Below are 21,123 nucleotides of genomic sequence, written 5' to 3'. Positions count from 1 at the left end.
CGGACAACGCAATCCAGCCTTTCGGGGGCGGGAATGCTCCCGTCGGGCAGGGGAGTGGTGAAGATGGTCGCGCCCGGATCGAACCATGGTGTCGCTTGGAGAGAATGCGTCACCGCGCGCTGTAACAACTCCGGTGATTGCCGCGGTGTTGCCCATGCGATGGTTCCGATGGTCACCAGCGTGACACCGCTTACCGCCAAGATAGTCGACGCAGTATTCTGTGCACGGCGAACGGCGCGGTGGTCACGACGCGGTCGTCGCTTGGGGGATTTTCGCGGGCGCACGGGCACCATGTTCTCACGCGGCATGCGTGCTGTAGACACGGGCGCCAGGCTCCGATTTTGCCCGCGCGAAACAACTGGACGGGGAGGGGGACATCCCGTTCCCTCGCCGTCCGGCGGTAACGTGACCTGCACCCTCGCTCACCCCATGACAGGAGCTCGCCCGTGAAATTGGCTGTCGCCTGGGTGGATCCCGCTCTCGACCCTGATGCGGTGACGCCGTGGCCGTCGGACACCGCGGCCGCGGCGACCCTTGTCGTGGGGGCACAGGCGGGGCCAGAGCTCGTGCGCTGGATGCTGCGGGCCCGTGTCCGATCACTGCTACTCGTCGCTCGTCCGGCTCATCGGCGGGCGCTGGGGTATGTCGCCAACGTCGTCACCGGAGCCCGACGTGACGTGCTGGTCGCCACACGCACCACCGAAGCCAACGCCGTCGCGTCTCTCGCCCATGGGGTGCTCCTGGCCGGTGTCGACGCCGAGCCGACCGCCAAGATCGCGCTCTTCGACGCGCTGCGGAGTTCGTGTTGGAGCGGCGCCTGGCTGACATCGGTCACCGCCGTCGACCGGCCGGGCCCTCGCGTCGGGCAGTACGTCAGGTCCCTGTTTCCCGGCGGCCCCCGGTTCGTCGTGCTCGCGGGTCCCGATCCCGGCATCCACACCGCCGGGACGCCCCTCGCCGGGGCGCCGACCAGCGGGGACCTCCTCGTCGCCTGCGACGACGACGTCCCCGAGCCGCTGATGGCCTGTTTTCCTGGTCTTCAATTGGTGAAGCTTCCCGTTCCTGCACCGATCAAGCCGATCTATGGTGCCCGGGGGTGCGAATTCGTCATTCATGACCGTTCGCTGCCGATGCCCGCGACCAGCACGGTGGCGTGCCGGGTGTGCGGCCAGCCCCTGTATCAGGTCTCCTGCCCCTTTTGTCATGTCCTGCCCCCGAGGAGTGATCTGCCGTGAATCCGCGTCAACGTCGAGGGCTGCTGTTCATGGCCGTCGCCCTTCTGGTTGCCCTGGGCACGTTTGTGGCCGTGTCGACTTTCGTGGCAAATGTGAACAGCCAGGTCGGTCAGCGGGTGACGGTTTATCAGGCCCGGCAGCCCATCGATCCCTACACCCCGTTGTCGGCCGATGTTTTGGAGCCTGTTGAAGTCCCTCGTCGCTGGGTCTCAGAGTCCTCCATCGTCGGCCTGAGTGAACTCACCGGACGGCGCATCAGTTTTCGGGTCAATGCGGGTACCACGATCAGTTCGGACATGCTGATTCCGAACTCGTCGCTGTCGTCGACCGAACGGGAATTGGCGATCAACGTCGATCCGGTGACCGGCGTCGCGGGCCGCGTCCGCCCCGGTGACCGCGTGGACGTCTACGCCGTCTTCGGGGATGTGCCCGGGCTACCGAAGCAGGTGCGCATCCTGCAGCGGAACGTCCGCATCGTGTCGATCGCCGGGCAGCAGACGGTGACCCAGCAGAACTCCGACGGAACGCGTGAGAGCGAGGTCATCCCGGTCACCCTGGCCGTGGAACCGGAGGCCGCGCTGTCCATCACCTACGCGTCGGCGTTTGCCCAGGAGGTGCGGCTGGTGGCGCTCCCTTCCGACGTGGGCGTGAACCGCACCAACGAGTCCGACACGTTCGATGCCAGCAAACTCGGCGGGCAGGCGATTCCGGAGGGTAACCGATGAGCAAAGTCGTGATCGGGATGGCGAACGAGAACCTCGAATCGGATCTGCGCTCGCTGCTGGACGAGTTGTCCGGTTTCACGGTCGAGGCGGTCGCCACCGACACCGCACGGCTGGCCGAGTACGTCGCACGCTTCGAGCCGGACCTCGTGCTCCTGCACGACGCCCTGGGACCCGAACCGGCGATCGCCGTGATCCGGGATCTGACCGGCAGGCACCCGGCAGCTGCCGTCATCCAGATATCGCCTGAGCGCTCCACCAGCACCGTGATCCGAGCCCTGGAGGCGGGGGCCCGCGGCGTCGTCGCCTACCCGTTCGCCTTCGAGGACTTCTCCTCCCGTATTCAGGACGCGGTCGACTGGTCGCGTCAGATGCGCCGGATCCTCGAGGGGGCCGCGCAGGCCGCGCAGCGCGACCGCGGTCAGGTGGTCACGTTCGTGGGTGCCAAGGGCGGCGTCGGCACCACCACCATGGCGCTGCACCTGGCGATCGACCACCACACCAGGCAACCCGACGAGCGGGTGTGCGTCGTCGATCTGGATGTGGAGAAGGGGGACGTCAGCGCCCTGTTGGATGTCCGTCAGTCAGTTTCGGTGGCCGATCTGGCGAAGGTCTATCAGGATTTGTCGGCCACGACGGTAAGCGATGCCCTCATCGAGCACGAGAGCGGGATCTCCCTGCTGCTCGCCCCCGTCGACGTCCGGCAGTCCGAGTCGGTCACCCCGGAGTCGTTGCGCGCGATCGTCGCGCTGCTGCGGCGCGGGTTCGACCTCATCGTCCTCGATGCCGGTGGCTACGTGTCGCCGGCGCAGGGTGCGGCGATCGAACTGGCCGACGAGACGGTCGTCGTCACCACCCCGGACGTCTTGACCCTGCGGGCGATGCGCAAGCGGATTCTGGCCTGGGAAGCGCTCGGGGTGCGTCATGAGGCGGAACTGCGTGTGCTGGTGAACAAAGTGGACCGCAGTTCGATCTTCCCGCCCGATGCCGTCCCGAAGCTCACGACGGCCACCGTGCTGGCCACCCACGTCCCGTTGTCCACCCGGGTGCTCGAGCCCGCCGTCAACGAACGCGACCCGCAAGCCGTCACCGACACGAACTGGTGGAAGCTCATGACCTCTGTGCGCGAAGAACTCAGCAAGATCGGTTCCCAGCCCGCTCGCCGGGCCCTGCAGGAGCCGGTGACGCCCGAGCCTGCGAGCCGGACACGCAGAAGGCCGTGGTTGCGGGGAGGCCGTGACCGGGGCGCGACCGCGCTGGAGCACGTCGGCATCCTGCCCCTGGCACTCGGCCTGGGCGTGCTGATGTGGCACGTGGCGGTGGTGGGGCTGGGCGCCGCATTCCTCGGCCAGGCGACCACCGAGGCGGCGCGGGAGTTCGCCATCACCGGGAGCGCCACCAAGGCTCAGGCCGCCGCCCGGGCGACTCTCCCGGAGGCCTTCGGCAAGGGCGTCGTCGTGACGGGCAAAGATGGGGTGATACGGGTCACGCTGGACCTACCCGCAGGCACCTCCTTCATCCCGCAGCTCAGTTCCAGCGTCACCGTGGTGAGGGAGCCGTCATGAGCACGTCGTCGAAGCGCGAACGTGGCACAGCCGCCCTGGAGTTCGTCGGCGCGTTCCCCTTCCTCTTGCTGGCCGGGATGATCGCCCTGCAGTTCGGCCTCGTGGGCTGGGCCACCGTGTCCACCAACGACGCGGCCCGGGCCGCCGCGCGCGCCGCGTCGCTGGGGCGCAACCCCACGACCGCGGCCAAGGAGGCGTTGCCCGGAAACCTGGAGCCGATGTCGGTGACCGGGTCGAAGGTGTCGGGCGGGTATTCCTACACGGTGGAGGTCAAGACGCCGTCGGTGCTGCCGATGCTCGACTTCGGCTCGGTCCGGCGGACCGTCGACATGCCAGCAAATCCATGACGAGCCGCAGCTACGCGTCCTTCGTCGGTGCCGAGCCGGGGGTCAGCCAGGTCCAGACGGAGGACGACGGCCTGATCATGACCTTCCGTCGGCTGCTGCTGGAGGAGGTCGACCTCAATGAGCTCAGCAAGCTCGACGCGAACCAGCGCCGTGCCCGGCTGGAGCGGGTGATCGCGCACCTGGTCTCCCGCGAGGGCGTCATCTTGTCGACCGCGGAGCGCAACCAGTTGATCCGGCGCGTCGTGGACGAGGCGGTGGGCCTCGGCGTCCTGGAGCCCATCCTGGCCGACCCCACGGTCAGCGAGATCATGATCAACGGCCACCAGACGATCTACGTCGAGCGGGCCGGCGTGCTGGAGCGTTGGCCGGGCGCCTTCAGCAGCGAAGAGCAGCTCATGCAGACGATCGACCGCATCGTCTCCACGGTGAACCGGCGCGTGGACGAGTCCAGCCCGATGGCGGACGCGAGACTCCCTGCCGACGCGCGCATGCCGCGCGGCGCCCGCGTCAACGTGGTGTTGCCGCCGCTCGCGCTGGACGGTCCCAGCGTCACCATCCGGCTGTTCCCCCAGGACATCTCCTTGGCGCGGCTCATCGAATGGGGCAGCATCACCGAACAGCTCGCAAGCCTGCTGCGCGCCTGCGTGGAGTCCCGATTCAACATCGTGGTCTCGGGCGGCACCGGTTCGGGCAAGACGACGATGCTGAACGCCCTGTCCTCCTTCATCGGTGCCGGCGAACGGATCGTGACGATCGAGGACGCCGCCGAGCTGAGCCTGGCTCAACCGCACACGGTGCGCCTGGAGACCCGGCCGCCCAACGCGGAGGGACGAGGGCAGGTGACGATCCGCGACCTGGTGCGCAACTCGCTGCGCATGCGCCCGGACCGGATCGTCGTCGGTGAGTGTCGCGGCGGGGAGGCGCTGGACATGCTGCAGGCGATGAACACGGGGCATGAGGGATCCCTCACGACCGTGCACGCCAATAGCGCGGAGGACGCCTTGAGCCGGCTGGAGACGCTGGCGACCATGTCGGACGTCCAGATCCCGTTCCAGGCGGTACGCGATCAGGTCAACTCGGCGGTCGATCTCATCGTCCAGCTTGGGCGCGGGGCGGACGGGGCCAGGCGGGTGTCCGAGGTGGCCTATGTCGCCTCGCGGCGGCACGAGGCCTTCCGGCTGGAGTCGGTCGCGAGCTGGCGGGGCGCGCACCGAGGCGGGGGACGCGGCGAGTTCGTGCACCATCCACTGCCCAGCGACCTCGATCGGCGGTTGGCGGAGTCGCATCCCGAACACCTCAGTTGGGTGGTGTGAGGTGAACCTGCACGCCTTGATCCCGCTGGCCGCGGGCGCCGCCGTCCTGCTGTTGCTCGTGGGCGTGCGGGAGCTCCTCGCCCTGGCCAACGACCGCCGCCGGTTCATCGCGGGCGCAGAGATGGAGAGCGGGAGCGGGCAGGCGGCCTCGACGATCAGGGCCTGGGACAACAGGTTTCGCCGTACCCGGCTGGGGCGCTGGTTCGCCCGCGAACTCGATCTGGCGGGCATGGCCTTGTCCCCGCTCGTGGTGGCCGTCGCGACACTGGCCGCGGGCATCGCCGCGACGTGGGTGATCTGGCACTTCCTCTCCCCGATCCTCGCGGTGCTGGGCCTGGTGCTGGCCTTCTTCCTGATGCGGGCCTACCTGCAGCAGGCGCAACAGCGCAGGCAGGAAGCGATCGTCGCCCAGATGCCCGAGCTGGCCCGCGTGCTCGCCAACGCGTCCTATGCCGGTCTGTCGCTGCCGACCGCGCTCGGGGTCGCCAGCCGTGAGCTGGCAGAACCGGTGCGCACGGAACTGGTCCGGATCACCGACCGGCTCCGGTTCGGAGCATCCGTGGAGGCCGCCCTGCAGGAGTTCCGTGAGCGGGTCCGCTCACGCGAGACGGGCGTGCTGATCTCGACGCTGGTCGTCTCCACGCGCAGCGGCGGGTCCCTGGTCACCGCCCTGCGCGGCATCGCCGACAGCCTGGAGCAGCGCAAGGAGACGCGCAGGCAGATCCAGACCACGCTGAGCGCCCCGATGGTCACCGCGAACGCGATCTTGATCATCGGGGTCGGCCTGCTGTTTCTGCTCAACGCCATTCAGCCGGGCACCGTCGACGCCATGACCCGCTCCCCCTTGGGGATCGCGGCGCTCATCGCCTCCGGCGTGCTGTTCGGCGGGGGATACGTCGCCATCAGGGCGATCGCGCGGGTGGAGCCATGATCAACCTCCTCGTGGGCGCGATCCCCGGTATCGTCGCAGCGCTGGCCGTCTGGCTGGCCGCCGTCGGGATCCGGGCGTGGCGGTACGACCCGGTGCAGGATGTGCATCCCGAAGAACTGATGGACGCCTCCGTTCTGGGTGCCTCCCAGGAGAAGACCAAGGCGAGTGTGCTGTCCCGGCTGGGGGCGCGGTTCGTGCCCCTGATCAAGGGCTCGTTGCCGGCGTCCATTCCCCGACGGCTGCAGCGCCAGATCGACCTGGCCGGGCGCCCGCCCGGGATGACGGTCGACGGTGTGATGGCGCAGCAGGTGGGCCTGCTGATCGTGGCGATCCCCGTGAGCTTCCTCTACATCCGATCCGGGTTCGTCTTGTGGGTCATCCCGTTGGTGGGGCTGGCGGTCATGTGGCCGATGATCCGGCTCACCACGCTGGCGCGCCGGCGCCGCGAGCGTATCGACCGGGACTTGCCCGATTTCCTCGACGTGCTCGCCGTCACGGTCAGCGCAGGGACAGGCTTCCGGGCGGCTCTGGCGACGGTCGCTCGCAGGTTCGGCGGACCGTTGGGAGAGGAGGTGACGACGTCGCTGCGGCAGATCGAGAACGGCGCCAGCCTCAGGTCAGCCTTCAAGAACCTCCGCGAGAGGTCCGGCTCGGAGGCGATGAACGAGTTCGTCACCGCCTATCTCCAAGCCGAGGAACTCGGCGCGCCCCTGGTGGACTCCCTCAACCAGATCGCGCTCGACATGCGGCGGGCCGCCGCCCAGCGCGCCCTGCAGCGAGCGGTCCGGGTGACCCCGCGCATCACGCTCATCACCACCATGGCGATGGTCCCGGCGACCTTGATCCTGGTGGTCGTGGGTCTGATCCTGGGCACCGGAGTCGATTTCGGGGCGATTCTCGGTGACTAAGGGGCCAACAGAGGGGGTCTCCCTGCAGGTGACCCGGGTGGCGCTGGTGGTGCGATTGGTGTCGCTGCTGCTGGTGGTCCTCACGTTGTCCACCATCTCCCCGGCCGCGCTCGTGGGGCAGATCCTGATCGGCGTGGCCGCGTGGTGGCTGCTGGTGTCCCGGCGCGGGGAGGACCTCGTCTCCCGGCACCCGTGGCTCGTCTTCCTGGACACCCTGCTGCTGACCGTGGTCACCGTCCTGTCGGGGGGCGACAGCCCGTTCGTCTTGACGTTCATGACGTCCGCGCTGCTCGTCGGCCTGTGGGCCTCGGCGTGGGTGGGCTTCAGCACGGTCGCCGTCTTGGTGCTGCTGCACCAGGTGTTCTGGGCGACGACGACGTCGAGCGTCGCCGGGCTGGCGGTGCCCTTCGGCTTCGTCGTCTTGTGGTGGCTCGGTTTCGCGATCTCGGAGGCGGCCCGTTCCGAGGAACGGGCCCGCGATGCCCTCCAGCGCGCGGTCGCGGTCGCCGCTGCGGGGGAGGAACGCACGCGCTTGGCGCGGGACATGCACGACACCGTCGCCAAGTCGTTGCAGGCGGTCCACCTGTCTGCAGCGGCGCTGCCCATCATGATCGAACGGGACCCCGCCGGAGCCGTCGAGTGCGCCGGTGAGATCCGTGAACTCAGCGCCCAGGCCATCGAGGACGTCCGGGCCCTGATGACCCATCTGCGCCGGGAACCGGAGGGAGACTCCCTACCCGAGATGCTCATCCAGCTGTGCCTGCGATGGGAGGCGGCCACGGGCATATCGCTGGTGAGCGAGGTAGACGAGACCACCGAGGTGACCGACGTCCTGGTGCGCTACGAGATCCTCATGGCCATGGGGGAAGCCCTGGAGAACGTGCGGCGCCACGCGCGGGCCTCGCTGGTTCGGGTCGCCTTGAAGGGGACCGAGGATTGGGTGGTCGTGTCGGTGGTCGACGACGGCGTCGGCATCGACGGCGACCGGCTTCGGGAGGCCGAGGAGGGCGGCCATTACGGGCGCCGGGGGATGGCGGAGCGGATGGCGAAGGTAGGCGGACGGGCCGAGTTCAGAAGCACGCCCGGGTGGGGGACCACGGTGCAACTCGTGGCCCCGCGTCATGGGCTTATCGAGGTCGAGTGAGGAGAACGTTGTGAGCGACATGATCAAGGCACTCATCGTGGACGACAGCGCCGTGGTGCGACGCGGCGTCCGCACACTGCTGGAGTTGGACGGCTGTATCGAGGTGGTCGGCGAGGCCGGCGACGGGGAGGAGGGGCTGCAGTTGGCGCGTGAGACTGAACCTGACATCGTCCTGCTGGATGTCCGCATGCCTCGGCGGGACGGGCTGTCGATCGTGGCGGACCTGGCTGGTGGCTCCCGGGTGCTGATGTTGACCTTCTCGGACGAGTCCCACGTGGTGCGCGAGGCGATGGCCGCTGGAGCCACCGGGTATCTCGTCCACGGCACATTCGACGCCGACTCGTTGGCGGCCACGGTGCGCAGCGCCGCCGCGGGCATGGCGGCACTGAGCGGTCCGGCCTTGGTGGCCATGATGGGCAGCGGCACCCCGACGGCGCCGACCGCTCACGAGCGGGGCCCCAAATGGGGGTTGAGCATGCGTCAATCAGAGGTGATGGACCTGATCTCACAGGGCCGGTCCAACCGCGAGATCGCGCGGGAGTTGTTCCTCACGGAGAAGACCGTCAAGAACCACATCAACCAGATCTTCACCAAGTTGGACGCCACCAATCGGGGGCAGGCCATCGCTGCCTGGCTGGGGACTGCCCCGCAATGAGGCCCGGGTCTGGGGTTGGGCCCGGACTGGGCCCCACGGCCCTACGGATCCCGTAGCCCGACCCGTAGGTTTTTGGTTATCAACACACGGGCAACCGGCCCGCAAGACTTGAAGGAGACTCACATGTCGAACCTCATGCTCGCTTCCGCGGTCAAGGCGGAGCTCGTCCTCAACGCAGTGCGCAGCACTCTGGTCACCCGCCGTGAGCGCGGCGCCGACGCCCTGGAATACGTCGGCATGGTCGTGCTGGCAGCCCTCATCGTCGTCGGCATCGTCGGCGCGGTGAACATCGACAGCCTGTCTAACGCGGTGGAGTCCGCCGTGGGCAAGATCACCGGGGGCAATAGCTAAACCTCCCGGGGAGGGATGAGGCCACGCTGGGCTCATCCCTCCCGGTCTTGCTAGTGGTCTCGAAAGGGGAGTGCTCAGCCATGGTGGTCCACGGGCGAAGGAGTGAGGCAGGCGCGGCGACGACGGCGATCGTCATCGCCGTCAGCGTGCTGCTGCTGGGAGTCGCGTTCTTCTACACCCAACGCGTGGCCAAGGCGGAAGACCAGGGCGGCACTCTCCAGGTGGGCGCGGACGCCGCGGCACTGGCTGGCGCCTATCAGACCATCGATGACTCGCCGGACTGGTTGTCCGGCCTCGTCAACGGTGGCGCCCTGCCGGCCGGGGGGGCCGGGCAGGGCGCCGCCGGCGACTTCGCCACCCGCAACGGCGGCTCCCTGGTCGGGTACCACTATTCGGCCTCCCAGGACCGCATCGAGGTCCAGGTGAGGAGCAAGGCCGTGCTGGAGTCGGGATCACGGGAAGTCGCGGTCGCCACCGCCAGCATCGGCAAACGGCTCGCCGCCTGCGTCCTTCCCCAAGCTCCCGTCGCCACCCCCACTCCGACCGCCACCGCGACCCCCAGCCCCACTGCGACGCCGACCAAGGCCCCCAGCTTCTCCGGGGTGGCGACGTGTGGCGAGCTGACGGTGCCCGTGAAGGTCGATCCGAACACCCGCAAGGTGACGATCACGATCTCTGCTTCGGAGATCAAGGCTCTGTTCACGGCCTCGTTGAGCGCCTGAGAGCAGGTCGGCCGAAATCCCGCGTGTGTAGGGTGATGGTCGACTCCGCCGACCCCGAAGGAGCAGCGTGTCCCACCGGTTTCCAACCCTGATAGCCCTCGTCATCGCGGCGCTCGGGCTGGCGGCGTGTACGGCGACCACCTCCCCGACCACCGGTCCGGATGGGCCTGGCACCTCGGCTCCGGTGTCGGCGAGCGCAGCCGCGTCCGCGTTGGTGCGGGCTGGTGCGCAGGAACCCGTCCCGGTGGCGAGCGCCCCGATCGAGGTCGGTCAACTGGCCGGGGGGACCTTCCATGTGTTCTCGGTGAGAAGTACGGAGTCCGCAACCCGGCTCGAGTACGTCGTGACCCACCCCACCTTGACGCTCTCCGGCTATCCCGAGCAGGTGTACGGGCCGAACCGGCGAGACAACCTTCCGGTGCTGTCGGTCGGCGGCGTCGACTACGAGGTGGCCGAACACAGCGTCTTGACCGGAACCTGGGGTAGGCCTGTTGCCGGCCTCATCTCGACGGTCGTCCCGGACCCTCACTCGACCTTCGCGGTCTACGCGCCGCTGCCGGCCGGTGTCTCGGAGGTGGAGGTCTCCACCCCGTTGATCGCCTCGCCCCTGAGGGTGACGGTGGACCGGGGGGCCGCTGCGGTTCCGGCCGGATCGGCGGATGTGCCGATCCTGGGCCGCGCCGTCTTCGGAGACAAGAACGATCGCGAGCACGACCAGAGCCTGATCCTGACCGTCCACGGCGTGCGACGCGTGGAGAATGCCACGGTCGTCTACTACTCGGCCGTCTTCCCCGAGGGCGTGGCACCGGTCCGGTTCTCCAGTTGGGGTGGGGAAGGCGGCTCGTTGAGCAACGCCTCCAGCTATCTGGGCTTCCTGACCTCGACGGTCGAGGTGATCGACTGGCCCTCGATGCGGGGTCTGCAGTTGTTGGGCGGGGGCGGTCCTCACCTCAAGGAGTCGTGCGACCGGTTCGCCTTCACCCAGGGCGAGAACCCGAACGCGCTGGTGTGCTGGGGCGTGCTTCCCCCGCTGGAGGCGTCGACCACGTCGGTGGACGTGATCGTGGCCAACCAGTTGATCCAGGATGTGCCGGTGAGCGAGGGGCTCATGACTCCCACGTCGGATCAGCAGATCCCGGAGTTGGGGACGGGCTGGCCCGTCATCCCTGCCGAGTCGTTAGCGGAGGCGACCCCCGACAACATCGCCAGCAACACGGTCGACCTGCGCTTCGTGATGAAGGAGGGGGCGATCACCACCTCGGGGGACCAACTCGATCTGGACGCCACCGTGCTGTTCGACTACAACCAGGCGACCCTGACTGCGAATGCCCAGCAGGTGCTGGCCACTGCAGCCGAGAAAGTGAAGGCGACCGGACGTGTGGGCGTGGTGACCGTGACGGGGCACACCGACTCTGACGGTTCGGATGCGGCCAACCAGGACCTGTCCAGCCGCCGGGCCCAGGCAGTCGCCGATGCGCTGGGACCCCTGCTCGGCGCTGGCTACTCGTTCGCCGTCGAGGGCAAGGGCGAGCGTGAGCCGGTCGCCTCGAACGACACCGACGCCGGCAAGGCGGCCAACCGGCGGGTGACGATCCTTCCCCCGGCGTGAGTGGCCGGTTCGTCACGGCGGGGTCGAAAAAGCGGGCGCTTTCGCCTGCTCAGTGTGCTTGCATGGAGGCATGTCAGCCGTGACGTCGACCTCAACCCCCTCCACCCCTCCTGTCTCGCGCCGGGCGCGACGTGCCCTGGGTCACGCCCCGACGCCACCAGCGCCCGACGCGCTCGGCACACAGGTCCTCTCCGCCGGTGAGGACTCCTTCGTCGCCGAGTTGCGTCGGCTCCTCGCCGCCGAGGACGTGCTGACCTCGACCAGCGACCTGGTGCGCTACTCCTCCGATGCCAGCCCGTACCGGATGCTGCCGCGTGTCGTGGTGCGGCCGCGCGACACCGAGCAACTCGTCGCCGTGTTGGCGGCGGCCCGGCTGGCCGGGCGCGGGGTCACGTTCCGCGCGGGGGGCACCAGCCTCAATGGGCAGTCCCAAGGCGACGACGTGATGATCGACATGCGCGAGCACTTCCGCGACATCGAGGTGCTCGACGAGGGGGCGCGGCTGCGCTCCCAGCCAGGCGTGATCCTGTTCCGGGCCAACGCCTTGCTGGCCCCGAAGGGGCGCGTGCTGGGGCCGGATCCTGCGAGCGGATCGGCCGCGACCATCGGCGGGGTCTTCGCCAACAACGCCTCCGGGATGACGGCGGGGACGCGCTACAACAGTTACACCACGATCGACGCGGTCACCCTCGTCCTGGCGTCGGGAACGGTCGTCGACACCGGAGCCGCGGATGCCGACGAGCGCTTGCGCGACGCTGAGCCCGACCTGTATGCGGCGCTGGAGACGATCCGCGACGACCTCCGGGCCGATGAGGGGCTCACCGCCCTGATCCGGCGCAAGTTCTCCATCAAGAACACCTCCGGATACCGGCTCGACGCCTTCTTGGACGCCGAGCGGCCCGCCGACATTCTTCCGCTGCTCCTGGTCGGTTCGGAGGGCACGCTGGCGGCGATCGTCGAGACGACGTGGCGGACGCTGGAGACCGGACCGCGGCGTTCCACCGCCTTCCTCCGCTTCCCTGACGTGACCGCGGCCGCCGCGGTAGTGGCACCCCTCAACGGGGTGGAGGCTCAGGCGGTGGAGTTGATGGATACGGCGTCCCTGCGGTCGTTGCAGGGGCGTGTCGGGACGCCGCAATGGATCAACGATCTGGCCCCGGACGCGACGGATGCGGCGATCCTGACCGAGCGACGCGCCACCGATGACGCGACCCTGGATCGGTTCGAGACGGATGTGGCGCACATCGTCGGTGCGACGGTCATCGATATGGGCGAGCCCCTCACCACCCGGGAGGCCGGACGCGCGGCGCTGTACTGGCGGCTCCGCTCGGGCATGCTGCCCTCCATCGGTGCCTCCCGCCCGGCAGGCACCGCCTTGATCACCGAGGACGTGGTGGTGCCTCCTGAGCGGCTGCCCGAGGCGGTCGGAGACCTGCAGGCGCTGTTGGTCAAGCACGGCTTCCTGGGAGCGGTGAATGGGCACGCGTCAGCGGGAAACCTGCACTTCTACCTCTACTTGGACGCCACCGATGAGGAGCGCCTGAGCGCCTACCGGGCGTTCATGGAGGAACTGGTCGATCTCATCGTCGACCGCTACGACGGCTCCTTGAAGGGGGAGCACGGCACCGGCCGCAACATGGCGCCATTCATCGTCCGCGAGTGGGGAACCGACGCGGTGGCGATGATGTGGCGGGTCAAGCGCGCCCTCGACCCGACCGGGCTGCTGGGCCCGGGGGTGTTCCTCAACGAGGATCCGGAGGCGGCCTTCGACGGGCTGAAGTCCATGCCGGCGATCCATCCGCACCTGAACCCCTGCATCGAGTGCGGCTTCTGCGAGCCGGTGTGCCCGTCGCGGCACCTGACCGCGACGCCGCGCCAGCGCATCGTGTTGCAACGGGAACTGGCCCGTCAGGGACACACCGGTCCGGTCGCCGAGCGCATCATCGACGAGTACGCCTATGAGGCGGTCGACACGTGCGCGGGCGACTCGTCGTGCTCGATCGCCTGTCCCGTGGACATCGACACCGGGCGAGTGATGAAGGAGTTGCGTCGCGACGGCGTCCCCGCTCTGGCTCAGCGCGTCGGCGTCACGCTGGCCAAGCACTGGGGGATCGCCGAGATAGCCGGCCGGTCGGCGCTGTTCGCCGCCAAGGCGATCCGTCCGGTGATCGGCGACCGTGGGCTGTCCGCGATCACGTCTTTGGGTCGCCGGATCGGCGGGGAGGAACTCGTGCCGAGCTGGGTCGCGGAACTGCCCGGGCCCGCGCCCGCGCTGCCGCCGACGGAGCGCGCCGGCGCCGAAGCGGTGTTCTTCGCCGCCTGCATCAACCGGATCTTCGGGGCCTCGCGGGCGGCCTCGGAGCCCACGACCGTCTCGGAGGCGTTCGTGGCGTTGGCCGCCAGGGCCGGGCATGCCATCTGGATCCCCGACGACCTGGCCTCGATGTGCTGTGGCACCGTGTGGCACTCGAAGGGCCTGGAGGAGGGCAACGTCATCATGGCGGCCGAGGTGCTGGACCGGATGTGGCGCTGGAGCGACGCGGGACGCCTCCCGATCATCGTGGACGCGTCAAGCTGCACGCTGGGGCTGGCCCACGACATCGCCGAGTTGTTGGATCCGGAACGGTTGGCCAAGCACCGCAAGCTCCAGATCGTCGACGTGTTGCGGTACACGAACGAAGTGCTGCTGCCTGACCTGCCGCAGGCGCGGAAGCTGGGCCTGACCGTCCTGCATCCGACGTGCTCGATGAACACCCTGGGCATCACCGGAGACCTCAGGGCGCTGGCCGGTGCGGTGTCGCAAGAAGTGTTCGTTCCGATCAGCGCCACCTGCTGCGCCTTCGCCGGAGACCGGGGGATGCTGCATCCGGAGCTCACGGCCACCGCCACCCAGGAGGAGGTCGCCCAAGTGGAGGCGCGCCTCGCCGAGCCGGTCGCGGGGCAGGTGAGCTTCGCCTCGGGCAACCGCACGTGTGAACTGGGGATGGAGCATGCGACGGGGCAACCTTATGAGTCCATCATCGTCACCTTGGAGCGGCAAACGCGCTGAGCGGGTTCCTGTGGCGACGTCCTCACGGGCCCACCGAGAAGCCTGACCGCGTGCTGCGTTCGTTGGGCCCCCGCTGGGGCCCAGGGCCCTCGTGGGTGCCCGCGGCCGGCGGATAGCGTCTGGCCAAACGCTGGAAGTGACCGCTGCGCCGGAGGTGAGGGGATGCGCGAACGGGGAGCCTCGGGGCTGTCCTACGTGGCAGTTGCGGTGATCGCCGCCCTCCTCGTGTCTGGCGTGGCTCTCGCCCTCACGCCCGCCTCGGTGAGCGCGAGCCTCGGCTCCGCCGTGTGTCAGATCCTGCAACTGCCCGGCTGCGCCGACGCCGGGGGCACGCCCGACGATCACGAGCAGACGCCGTACGAGCGAGCCACCGCCGGGTCGGCCTGGTTCGGGGGGGATTCGTTCGCCTCGGGGGAAGGCATCTTCTCCTACGATCCCGCTACGGACACCACGACCAAGACGGCCCCCAACGAGTGCCACCGATCCGGCAGCTCCTATCAGGCACAGGTCTTCGCGCTGGCGCGACAACGAGGTGCCTTCGCCTCTCAGGACTACGCCTCGGAGGCCTGTTCCGGGGCGATCGTGTCGGATCTCTACTCCGACAACCACCTCGACAACGCGGGGGAGGGGCCGCAGATGTACGCCTCCCCGCAGCCGGCCGATGCGTCGGCTCCGTTCGACAACGTCCCCGAGGACGCCTCGCTGATCACCCTGTCTCTGGGCGGCAATGATGTGGGGTTCGCGGACGTCGTGAAGGCGTGCATTACGGAAGGACTCGCGGGGTCGGGCTGCGAAGACAGCGACGCGCTCCGATCTCGGTTTCAGAGCGTGTACGGAACCCGCGATCAGCCGGGCACTCTGGAGCAGCAGTTGGCGAAGCTCAGAGCCGAACACCCGGATGCGCGCATCATCCTCGTCGGGTATCCGGAGATGTTTGCCGAGCAGAGGGATCTGAAGAAGGGGTTCTTCACCACCATGAGCCTCGAGGAGCAGCGCTGGGCGAATGAGATGGCGCGGGAACTGAACACGGCGGGTTCGGACATGGCGGAGCGCCTGGGCGTCGAATGGGTGGATCCGACATCGGCCTACGTCGGTGAGGGATACGACCACCGGGCAGGCTCCAGCGATCCTTGGATCAACGACCTGGTCGGTTGGGGCGACTCCGAGTCGTTCCATCCCAACCAAGGCGGACACGATGCGACCGCCGGACTGGTGTGGGAGCAGATCCTCACCGGGGGACGCTGATGGGGGTCGCCCACCCAGGCCGGTGCTGGGGCTGGGGTGCCAGACTGGCCACCATGACATACCGGTCCCGTCGCAGAGGCGCCCCGCGGGCTGCGCTGGCGGGCCTGGTCCTGGTGTTGGCCCTGGGGTGCACACAGCCCTCACCGGACCCGCCCACCGCAAGTCCTGCCGTGTCGGGCGACCGCGTCCAAGAGTTGATGCTCACGGTGGCGGAGATGCCCGGGGGTACCTGGGAGGCCGGGGGGCCGGTGAGCAGCGACGGTTTCGGGCAGACGATCTGCGGGGTGAACACGGAGCCGGTCACCCCTGAGGCAGTAAAACTGTCACGCCGGACCCGGCCAGACGGGGTGGAGGTCAGCCAGACGGTTCGGTCGATCGGCCCCGACGCCGCTCGGCAGGTCCTCGACGCCTTGGCTCGGGCGATCCCCGACTGCGCCCGAGACACCCGAACCGTGAACGGACAAACCATCACGTATGAGGTGGAACCGCTGGCATCGGCGTCCCCCGGTGTCGTCGCCTTCACACAGACATCGGTTGGCGGGGCGTTCGTGGGGCTGAGCGGCGCCCAGGCCTACTTCGTGCGCGACGGCTACCTGGTGGCGTTCTCGGAGATCGGCGCCGACCCGGCCGAGGCCGCCGACCTGCTGCATGGGCTGGTGGCGGCCGTGGAGGCGAAGTAGCCGACGTTGCGATGCCCGCCGGGCGTCAGCGGCTCTCCGCGATGCGGGCCACGTGCAACGACAAGTAGGAGACCTCGTCGGAGGTCAGTTCATCGCCCAGCCGCAATTCGATGATCCCGGCCAGCCGCTCGGCGACGATCGTGGCGTCCGGGTAGGTCGCGCGGATGGCGTCGCTGATCGGGGAGCTTTCCGAGGCGAGCTGCTGGTGCTGGCTGACCCGGACGAAGAGGTAGCGCAGGTGCGTGATGAACCGGCCGACACTGACCGAGTCGTGCCCCAGGTCTAGGCCGTACTCGGCTTCGATGACCGATACGAGTTGGTGGATGACCCCCGTCATCCGGTAGGTGAAGGTCAGGTCGCCGCTGGCCATGCCCGCGTTGACCAGATGGAGGGCGAGGGCGACCTCCTCCGACTCGGGCAGCGGCTGCTCCAGGTGGAGATTGACGGCGGCGAGCAGGTCGCGGGCCTGACGGAGTTCGTGCGGGTAGAGGTGGGACACCTCGGCGCGCAGCGGGTACTCCACCGTCAGCCCGCGAGCGGCGCGATGCGTGGCGAAGTTCAGGTGGTCGGCCAGCGCGATGACCAGGGTGGCGCTGTGGGTCATGCGGTCGGAGTCGGCGAGGTCGGGCAGCGTCCGGGAGACGAGCTGGATCATCTCCGGGGGGACGCCGGCCAAGAGCTGGGCCAGGTGGTCGGGGTCACGCCCGTCGCTGGGGACGAAGACCCGGATGATCTTGGCGGGATCCACGGCCGTGCCTGCCTTGGCCTGGAAGCCGAGCCCTCGTCCGGTGAGGATGACCTCGTCACCGGAGGAGTCGCGTGCGAGAACCACGTTGTTGTTGAAGACTCGGAGCACGGTCATGCCCTGCGTCTCCCTCGCCACACGTTCGGACATGGTCGGTTCACCTCGTTCGGGACTCGTGGGGATGCGGGCGTCGTCGCTGCTTCCCCACGGTAGTTGGGCGGATGGGGATGTGTCGAAGCACGCCCCGGGCGGCGCGAGGTGCCCGCCCCACCGGGTGCGGGCCCCTCGCGTGAAAGATCAGCGCGTGACGTCGATGATGGGCGCGCCCACCGTGGCCGTCTCGCCGGTGATCGGGGTGACAGCCGTCATCGCCTTGGTGTTGGTGACGGTCACCACCGTGGTGGTGTCGAAACCGGCGGCGCGGACCTTGTCGAAGTCGACGGTGGCGAGCAGGTCGCCCTTCTCGACCGTTTGGCCCTTGCTCACGGCGACCTCGAAACCGTCACCCTTCATCTGCACCGTGTCGATGCCGATGTGCACCAGCACCTCGACGCCGGTCGTCGTCTTGATCCCGAAGGCGTGACCGGTCTTGGTGACGGTCGCGACGGTGCCGGCGACGGGGGAGAACACCTGGTTCTCGGTGGGCTGGATGCCCACCCCGTCCCCGAGCGTCTTGGAGGCGAAGACCTTGTCGTCCACGTCGGTGACCGGGACCACGATGCCGGCCACCGGGGCGCCGATCACGACCTGGACACCCGTCAGCGCCTCGGCCGCGGCGGCCGGGATGGCCTCGGACGTCACGGAGTCAGGGGTGGAGGTGGTGGAGGCGGCCGGGACCGGATCCTTGTAGCCGGACACGATGACCAGCGCCATCGCGACGAAGAAGGCGGCTGCGACGGCGATCGCGTAGATCCACATCGGGTTGAAGACGGGGATGGTCAGCAGGGAGGTGAAGGCGAACACGGACGTCTTCACGCCGCCGCTGGTGGCGCCCAGGATGCCGATGATCAGGCCGCCGGTCAGACAGCCGACCAGCATCCGCGGGTAGATCCGCTTGAACCGCAGGTGGATGCCGTAGAGGGACGGCTCGGAGATGCCGCCGAACAGACCGGCGAGCAGGGCACCCGTGGCGGTCTGTCGCATCTGGGTGTCCTTGTCGCGCATCGACAACACGAGCACGCCGGCGGTGGCGCCGAAGCAGGCGAAGTTCCATGCGCCCATGGGGCCCTGGATGAAGTCGTAGCCCAGCGTGTTGATGTTGACCAGCATGAGGGCGTTCAGCGGCCAGTGCAGGCCCAACGGGACGAGGAACGGGTAGATCAGCGGAATGATGATCGCGAAGACGATGGGCGCGTTGGTGTTGAGCCACGCGAGGCCGCCACCCAGGCCGTTGCCGAGCCAGATGCCGAGCGGGCCGAGCAGGAAGGCGGTGATCGGGATCATGATCGCCATCGAGAGGAACGGCACGAAGACCATCTGAACGTTCTCGGGGAAGATCTTCTTCAGCAGGCGGTACAGCGGCGCCAGGAGCGCGACCATGATCAGCGGCACGAACACCTGGCCGCCGTAGTCGTTGAGCTGCATCGGCAGGCCGAAGACGGTCGCGACGCACTCGCTGGTGCCCAGCGTCTGGTTGACGTGGCAGACGACGCCGGGGATGCCCGAGTCGGCGGAGCTGAGCGAGATGAAGTTCGGGGTCATGAGCGCGCCCATGATGGTGGCGCCGACCCACGGGTCGACGTTGAGCTTCTTGGCCGCGTTGTAGGCGACCATGATCGGCAGGAAGTAGAACACCGCGCGCCACATCGCGTCGACGAACACCCAGGTGGCGGGCTTGTCGTCGGCGCGGAAGTCGACGACGCCGAGGGCGTCCAGGACCGCCGCGAAGGCGATGATCAACGAGGCGCCCAGCAGCACGCCGAGCAGCGGGCGGAACGAGTCGGACAGATACTCGAAGAAGGCGTCGATCCACCACACCTTGCCGCGGGCCTTGGAGCGGGCCGCGGCCTTGATGTCGGCGTCGGAGGGGGCAGCGACCGCGCCGGACATGCTCGGCAGGTTCATGATGTCGGAGTAGACGCTTTGGACGGCGCCGCCGATGACGACCTGGAAGCGATCCCCGCTCTGGGGAACGGCCCCCATGACGCCGGGGATCTGGTCGACCTTGGCCGCATCGACCTTGGAGGCGTCGCGGAGCTGGAAGCGAAGCCGCGTGGCGCAGTGGGTCAGGCTCTCGATGTTCTCGGGGCCGCCCACCTCCTCGACGATCGCCTGCGCGGCAGATCGGGTGGGATTGGATGTCATGGATCTTTCCTGTCGTCGTGTTTCCGTCCCGGCCCCGAACGCAAAAAAGACCTGAGACGCCGCACGTACTGTGCAGTGACTCAGGTCTTGCCCCGGGATCGGGTAGCAACCCTGCTGAGCGGAAGCTCAAGTGCGACCATAGCACGACGCGAGACCCACGGAAAGTGGTCTCTGGTCGTAGGCGACGGGGCGGGTGCGTGGCGTCCGCGCGGCCTGTCGGTGGTGATCGCGCGATCGGGTGAGCGGACCGCCATGGGCCCGTTAGGGTGACGCCATGACAACGACCGAGTCGGCGATCCTCTGCGTCGGAGAGGCGCTCATTGACGTGGTGCGACGCCCCGGGCGGGAGGACTCCGAGCACGTGGGCGGGAGCCTCCTCAATGTGGCGGCGGGCGCTGCGGCGCTGCAGGTGCCGACCTACCTGGCGTCCTGGTGGGGCGCCGACGAGCGGGGTGCGCGACTGGCCGACTTCGCCGCCGCGGCGGGGGTCCGCGTGGTCGAAGGCACCGCAGGTGCGCCGGCGACCCCGATCGCGCTCGCCGACGTGGACGCGGACGGTCACGCCCGGTACACGTTCGAGCTCACCTGGGAGTTGCCCCCGCTGCCGGCGCAGGGAGTCGGGCACGTCCACACCGGAAGCCTGGCCGCGACGGTTGAGCCCGGGGGTTCCGCCGTGGTCGAGGAGATCACCCGGCTACGGCAGGGGGCGACCGTCTCCTACGACCCCAATGCACGGCCCGCGATCATGGGGTCCGGGGCGGACGTCCGGCGACGCGTGGAGACGCTCGTGGCCCTCAGCGACGTGGTGAAGGCCAGCGACGAGGACCTGGCGTGGCTCTACCCGGGCGTCGATCCCGCCGAGTCGCTGCGGGTCTGGTCCACGTTGGGCCCGAGCCTGGTGGTGATGACCCGGGGGGCACGTGGCGCGCTGGCGCGGCTGGCCCACGACGACGCCAGCCTGGAGGTCGCGGCGCCCGCCGTCGAGGTGGGGGACACCGTCGGGGCGGGCGATTCGTTCATGGCGGGCCTGCTGGGTGGCCCCGATGCTCGGGCCCGGCTCGCATCGGCACGGTGGGAGGACGTGGCCCTGCCCCTACGACAGGGGGCACTGACCAGCGCCATCACCGTGGGGCGGGCGGGCGCCTACGCGCCAGGACCGGACGAGGTCGCAGCGCTCGACGCCGCGACCTCGATCGTCTGAGCCAGTCTCAGAATCCGGCGAGGTTGTAGGGCGGAACGGAGGTCCGGAACAGCCGAGCCAGGGCATCCACGTCGGCGCTCGGCCCGTCGATCAGCCCCGAGGCCGCCAGCGTGCGGGCGTCCACCAGGCCGAAGTAGAGGGAGGCCAGGGCCGTCACGTCGACGCTCACCGTGGCGGCGTCCAGGGGGGCCACGTCGGCGACGCCGCCGGACACCGTCAGCCGCCATGTCCCGGCAGCGAAGCCCAGCGGGTCGACGACGCTGAATGCGACGCTCCCGTCTGTCTCCCAGCCGCGCGCAGTCAAAGCGCCGGGGGTGTCCAGCACACGCAGCCACGTGAAGTCGCCGACGGCTGTCGTCGTGACCGTCCGAGGGTCGGCCAGCGCCCACTCCAATGG

The 21,123-nt window shown here is 68.9% G+C and carries 19 protein-coding genes; 16 read left to right on the top strand and 3 right to left on the bottom strand.

Annotated features, from left to right (window positions below; genetic code table 11):
- The first annotated feature begins 446 nt into the window (after positions 1-446).
- The 15 genes from V7E09_RS07715 (at position 447) to V7E09_RS07645 (ending at position 16,476) form a co-directional block, all read left to right on the top strand.
- The gene (locus V7E09_RS07715) at positions 447-1,235 is read left to right on the top strand and encodes a hypothetical protein (RefSeq protein ID WP_324509474.1); all 789 of its coding nucleotides are present in this window, start codon (positions 447-449) and stop codon (positions 1,233-1,235) included.
- Positions 1,232-1,960 (top strand): Flp pilus assembly protein CpaB, encoded by a 729-nt coding sequence (cpaB, locus tag V7E09_RS07710; RefSeq protein ID WP_324509475.1) that lies wholly within the window; start codon positions 1,232-1,234, stop codon positions 1,958-1,960. Before V7E09_RS07715 ends, cpaB begins: the two co-directional genes overlap by 4 nt.
- A complete protein-coding gene (locus tag V7E09_RS07705; protein WP_324509476.1) occupies positions 1,957-3,522 on the top strand; it encodes an AAA family ATPase in 1,566 nt (521 codons plus the stop codon). The genes cpaB and V7E09_RS07705 overlap by 4 nt, the downstream gene beginning before the upstream one ends.
- Positions 3,519-3,869 (top strand): TadE/TadG family type IV pilus assembly protein, encoded by a 351-nt coding sequence (locus V7E09_RS07700; RefSeq protein WP_324509477.1) that lies wholly within the window; start codon positions 3,519-3,521, stop codon positions 3,867-3,869. Before V7E09_RS07705 ends, V7E09_RS07700 begins: the two co-directional genes overlap by 4 nt.
- Complete coding sequence (locus tag V7E09_RS07695; RefSeq protein WP_324509478.1) at positions 3,866-5,182, top strand: CpaF family protein; 1,317 nt, start codon at positions 3,866-3,868, stop codon at positions 5,180-5,182. Before V7E09_RS07700 ends, V7E09_RS07695 begins: the two co-directional genes overlap by 4 nt.
- Before the next feature lies 1 nt (position 5,183).
- A complete protein-coding gene (locus V7E09_RS07690; RefSeq protein ID WP_324509479.1) occupies positions 5,184-6,113 on the top strand; it encodes a type II secretion system F family protein in 930 nt (309 codons plus the stop codon).
- Positions 6,110-7,021 (top strand): type II secretion system F family protein, encoded by a 912-nt coding sequence (locus tag V7E09_RS07685; RefSeq protein WP_324509480.1) that lies wholly within the window; start codon positions 6,110-6,112, stop codon positions 7,019-7,021. Before V7E09_RS07690 ends, V7E09_RS07685 begins: the two co-directional genes overlap by 4 nt.
- Positions 7,014-8,165, top strand: coding sequence for a sensor histidine kinase (locus V7E09_RS07680; RefSeq protein WP_324509481.1), 1,152 nt, complete (start codon positions 7,014-7,016; stop codon positions 8,163-8,165). Before V7E09_RS07685 ends, V7E09_RS07680 begins: the two co-directional genes overlap by 8 nt.
- A 19-nt stretch (positions 8,166-8,184) precedes the next feature.
- Positions 8,185-8,820: a response regulator transcription factor gene (locus V7E09_RS07675; RefSeq protein ID WP_324523224.1), complete on the top strand. Its 636-nt coding sequence runs from the start codon at positions 8,185-8,187 to the stop codon at positions 8,818-8,820.
- 123 nt (positions 8,821-8,943) lie between these two features.
- Complete coding sequence (locus tag V7E09_RS07670) at positions 8,944-9,171, top strand: hypothetical protein (RefSeq protein ID WP_324509482.1); 228 nt, start codon at positions 8,944-8,946, stop codon at positions 9,169-9,171.
- A gap of 80 nt (positions 9,172-9,251) precedes the next feature.
- Complete coding sequence (locus V7E09_RS07665; RefSeq protein ID WP_324509483.1) at positions 9,252-9,893, top strand: hypothetical protein; 642 nt, start codon at positions 9,252-9,254, stop codon at positions 9,891-9,893.
- Between the two features lie 67 nt (positions 9,894-9,960).
- Positions 9,961-11,502, top strand: a complete 1,542-nt coding sequence (locus tag V7E09_RS07660; protein WP_324509484.1) for an OmpA family protein — start codon at positions 9,961-9,963, stop codon at positions 11,500-11,502.
- A gap of 70 nt (positions 11,503-11,572) precedes the next feature.
- Positions 11,573-14,551, top strand: coding sequence for an FAD-binding and (Fe-S)-binding domain-containing protein (locus V7E09_RS07655; RefSeq protein WP_324509485.1), 2,979 nt, complete (start codon positions 11,573-11,575; stop codon positions 14,549-14,551).
- A 162-nt stretch (positions 14,552-14,713) separates the two neighbouring features.
- Positions 14,714-15,796 carry an SGNH/GDSL hydrolase family protein gene (locus V7E09_RS07650; protein WP_324523223.1) on the top strand — a complete coding sequence of 361 codons (1,083 nt, stop codon included), beginning with the start codon at positions 14,714-14,716 and terminating at the stop codon, positions 15,794-15,796.
- A 53-nt stretch (positions 15,797-15,849) separates the two neighbouring features.
- Entirely contained in the window at positions 15,850-16,476 is a 627-nt protein-coding gene (locus V7E09_RS07645) for a hypothetical protein (RefSeq protein ID WP_324509487.1), read from the top strand.
- 25 nt (positions 16,477-16,501) lie between these two features.
- Here the strand turns inward: V7E09_RS07645 and V7E09_RS07640 are convergent, their stop codons facing one another.
- The gene (locus V7E09_RS07640) at positions 16,502-17,371 is read right to left on the bottom strand and encodes a PRD domain-containing protein (RefSeq protein WP_324523222.1); all 870 of its coding nucleotides are present in this window, start codon (positions 17,369-17,371) and stop codon (positions 16,502-16,504) included.
- Between the two features lie 147 nt (positions 17,372-17,518).
- Complete coding sequence (locus V7E09_RS07635; protein ID WP_324509489.1) at positions 17,519-19,525, bottom strand: glucose PTS transporter subunit IIA; 2,007 nt, start codon at positions 19,523-19,525, stop codon at positions 17,519-17,521.
- A gap of 274 nt (positions 19,526-19,799) precedes the next feature.
- Here V7E09_RS07635 and V7E09_RS07630 point away from each other — a divergent pair, with 274 nt between their 5' ends.
- Positions 19,800-20,726, top strand: coding sequence for a PfkB family carbohydrate kinase (locus tag V7E09_RS07630; protein ID WP_324523221.1), 927 nt, complete (start codon positions 19,800-19,802; stop codon positions 20,724-20,726).
- Positions 20,727-20,733: 7 nt separating this feature from the next.
- Here the strand turns inward: V7E09_RS07630 and V7E09_RS07625 are convergent.
- A partial coding sequence (locus V7E09_RS07625; RefSeq protein WP_324523220.1) for a sterol carrier protein domain-containing protein occupies positions 20,734-21,123 on the bottom strand: 390 nt, incomplete at its 5' end.

This window comes from Propioniciclava sp., assembly GCF_036744435.1.
Classification (GTDB): Bacteria; Actinomycetota; Actinomycetes; order Propionibacteriales; family Propionibacteriaceae; genus Propioniciclava.
The sequence above is the reverse complement of the archived record's forward strand: the minus strand, read 5'-3'. Positions and strand labels throughout refer to the sequence as shown.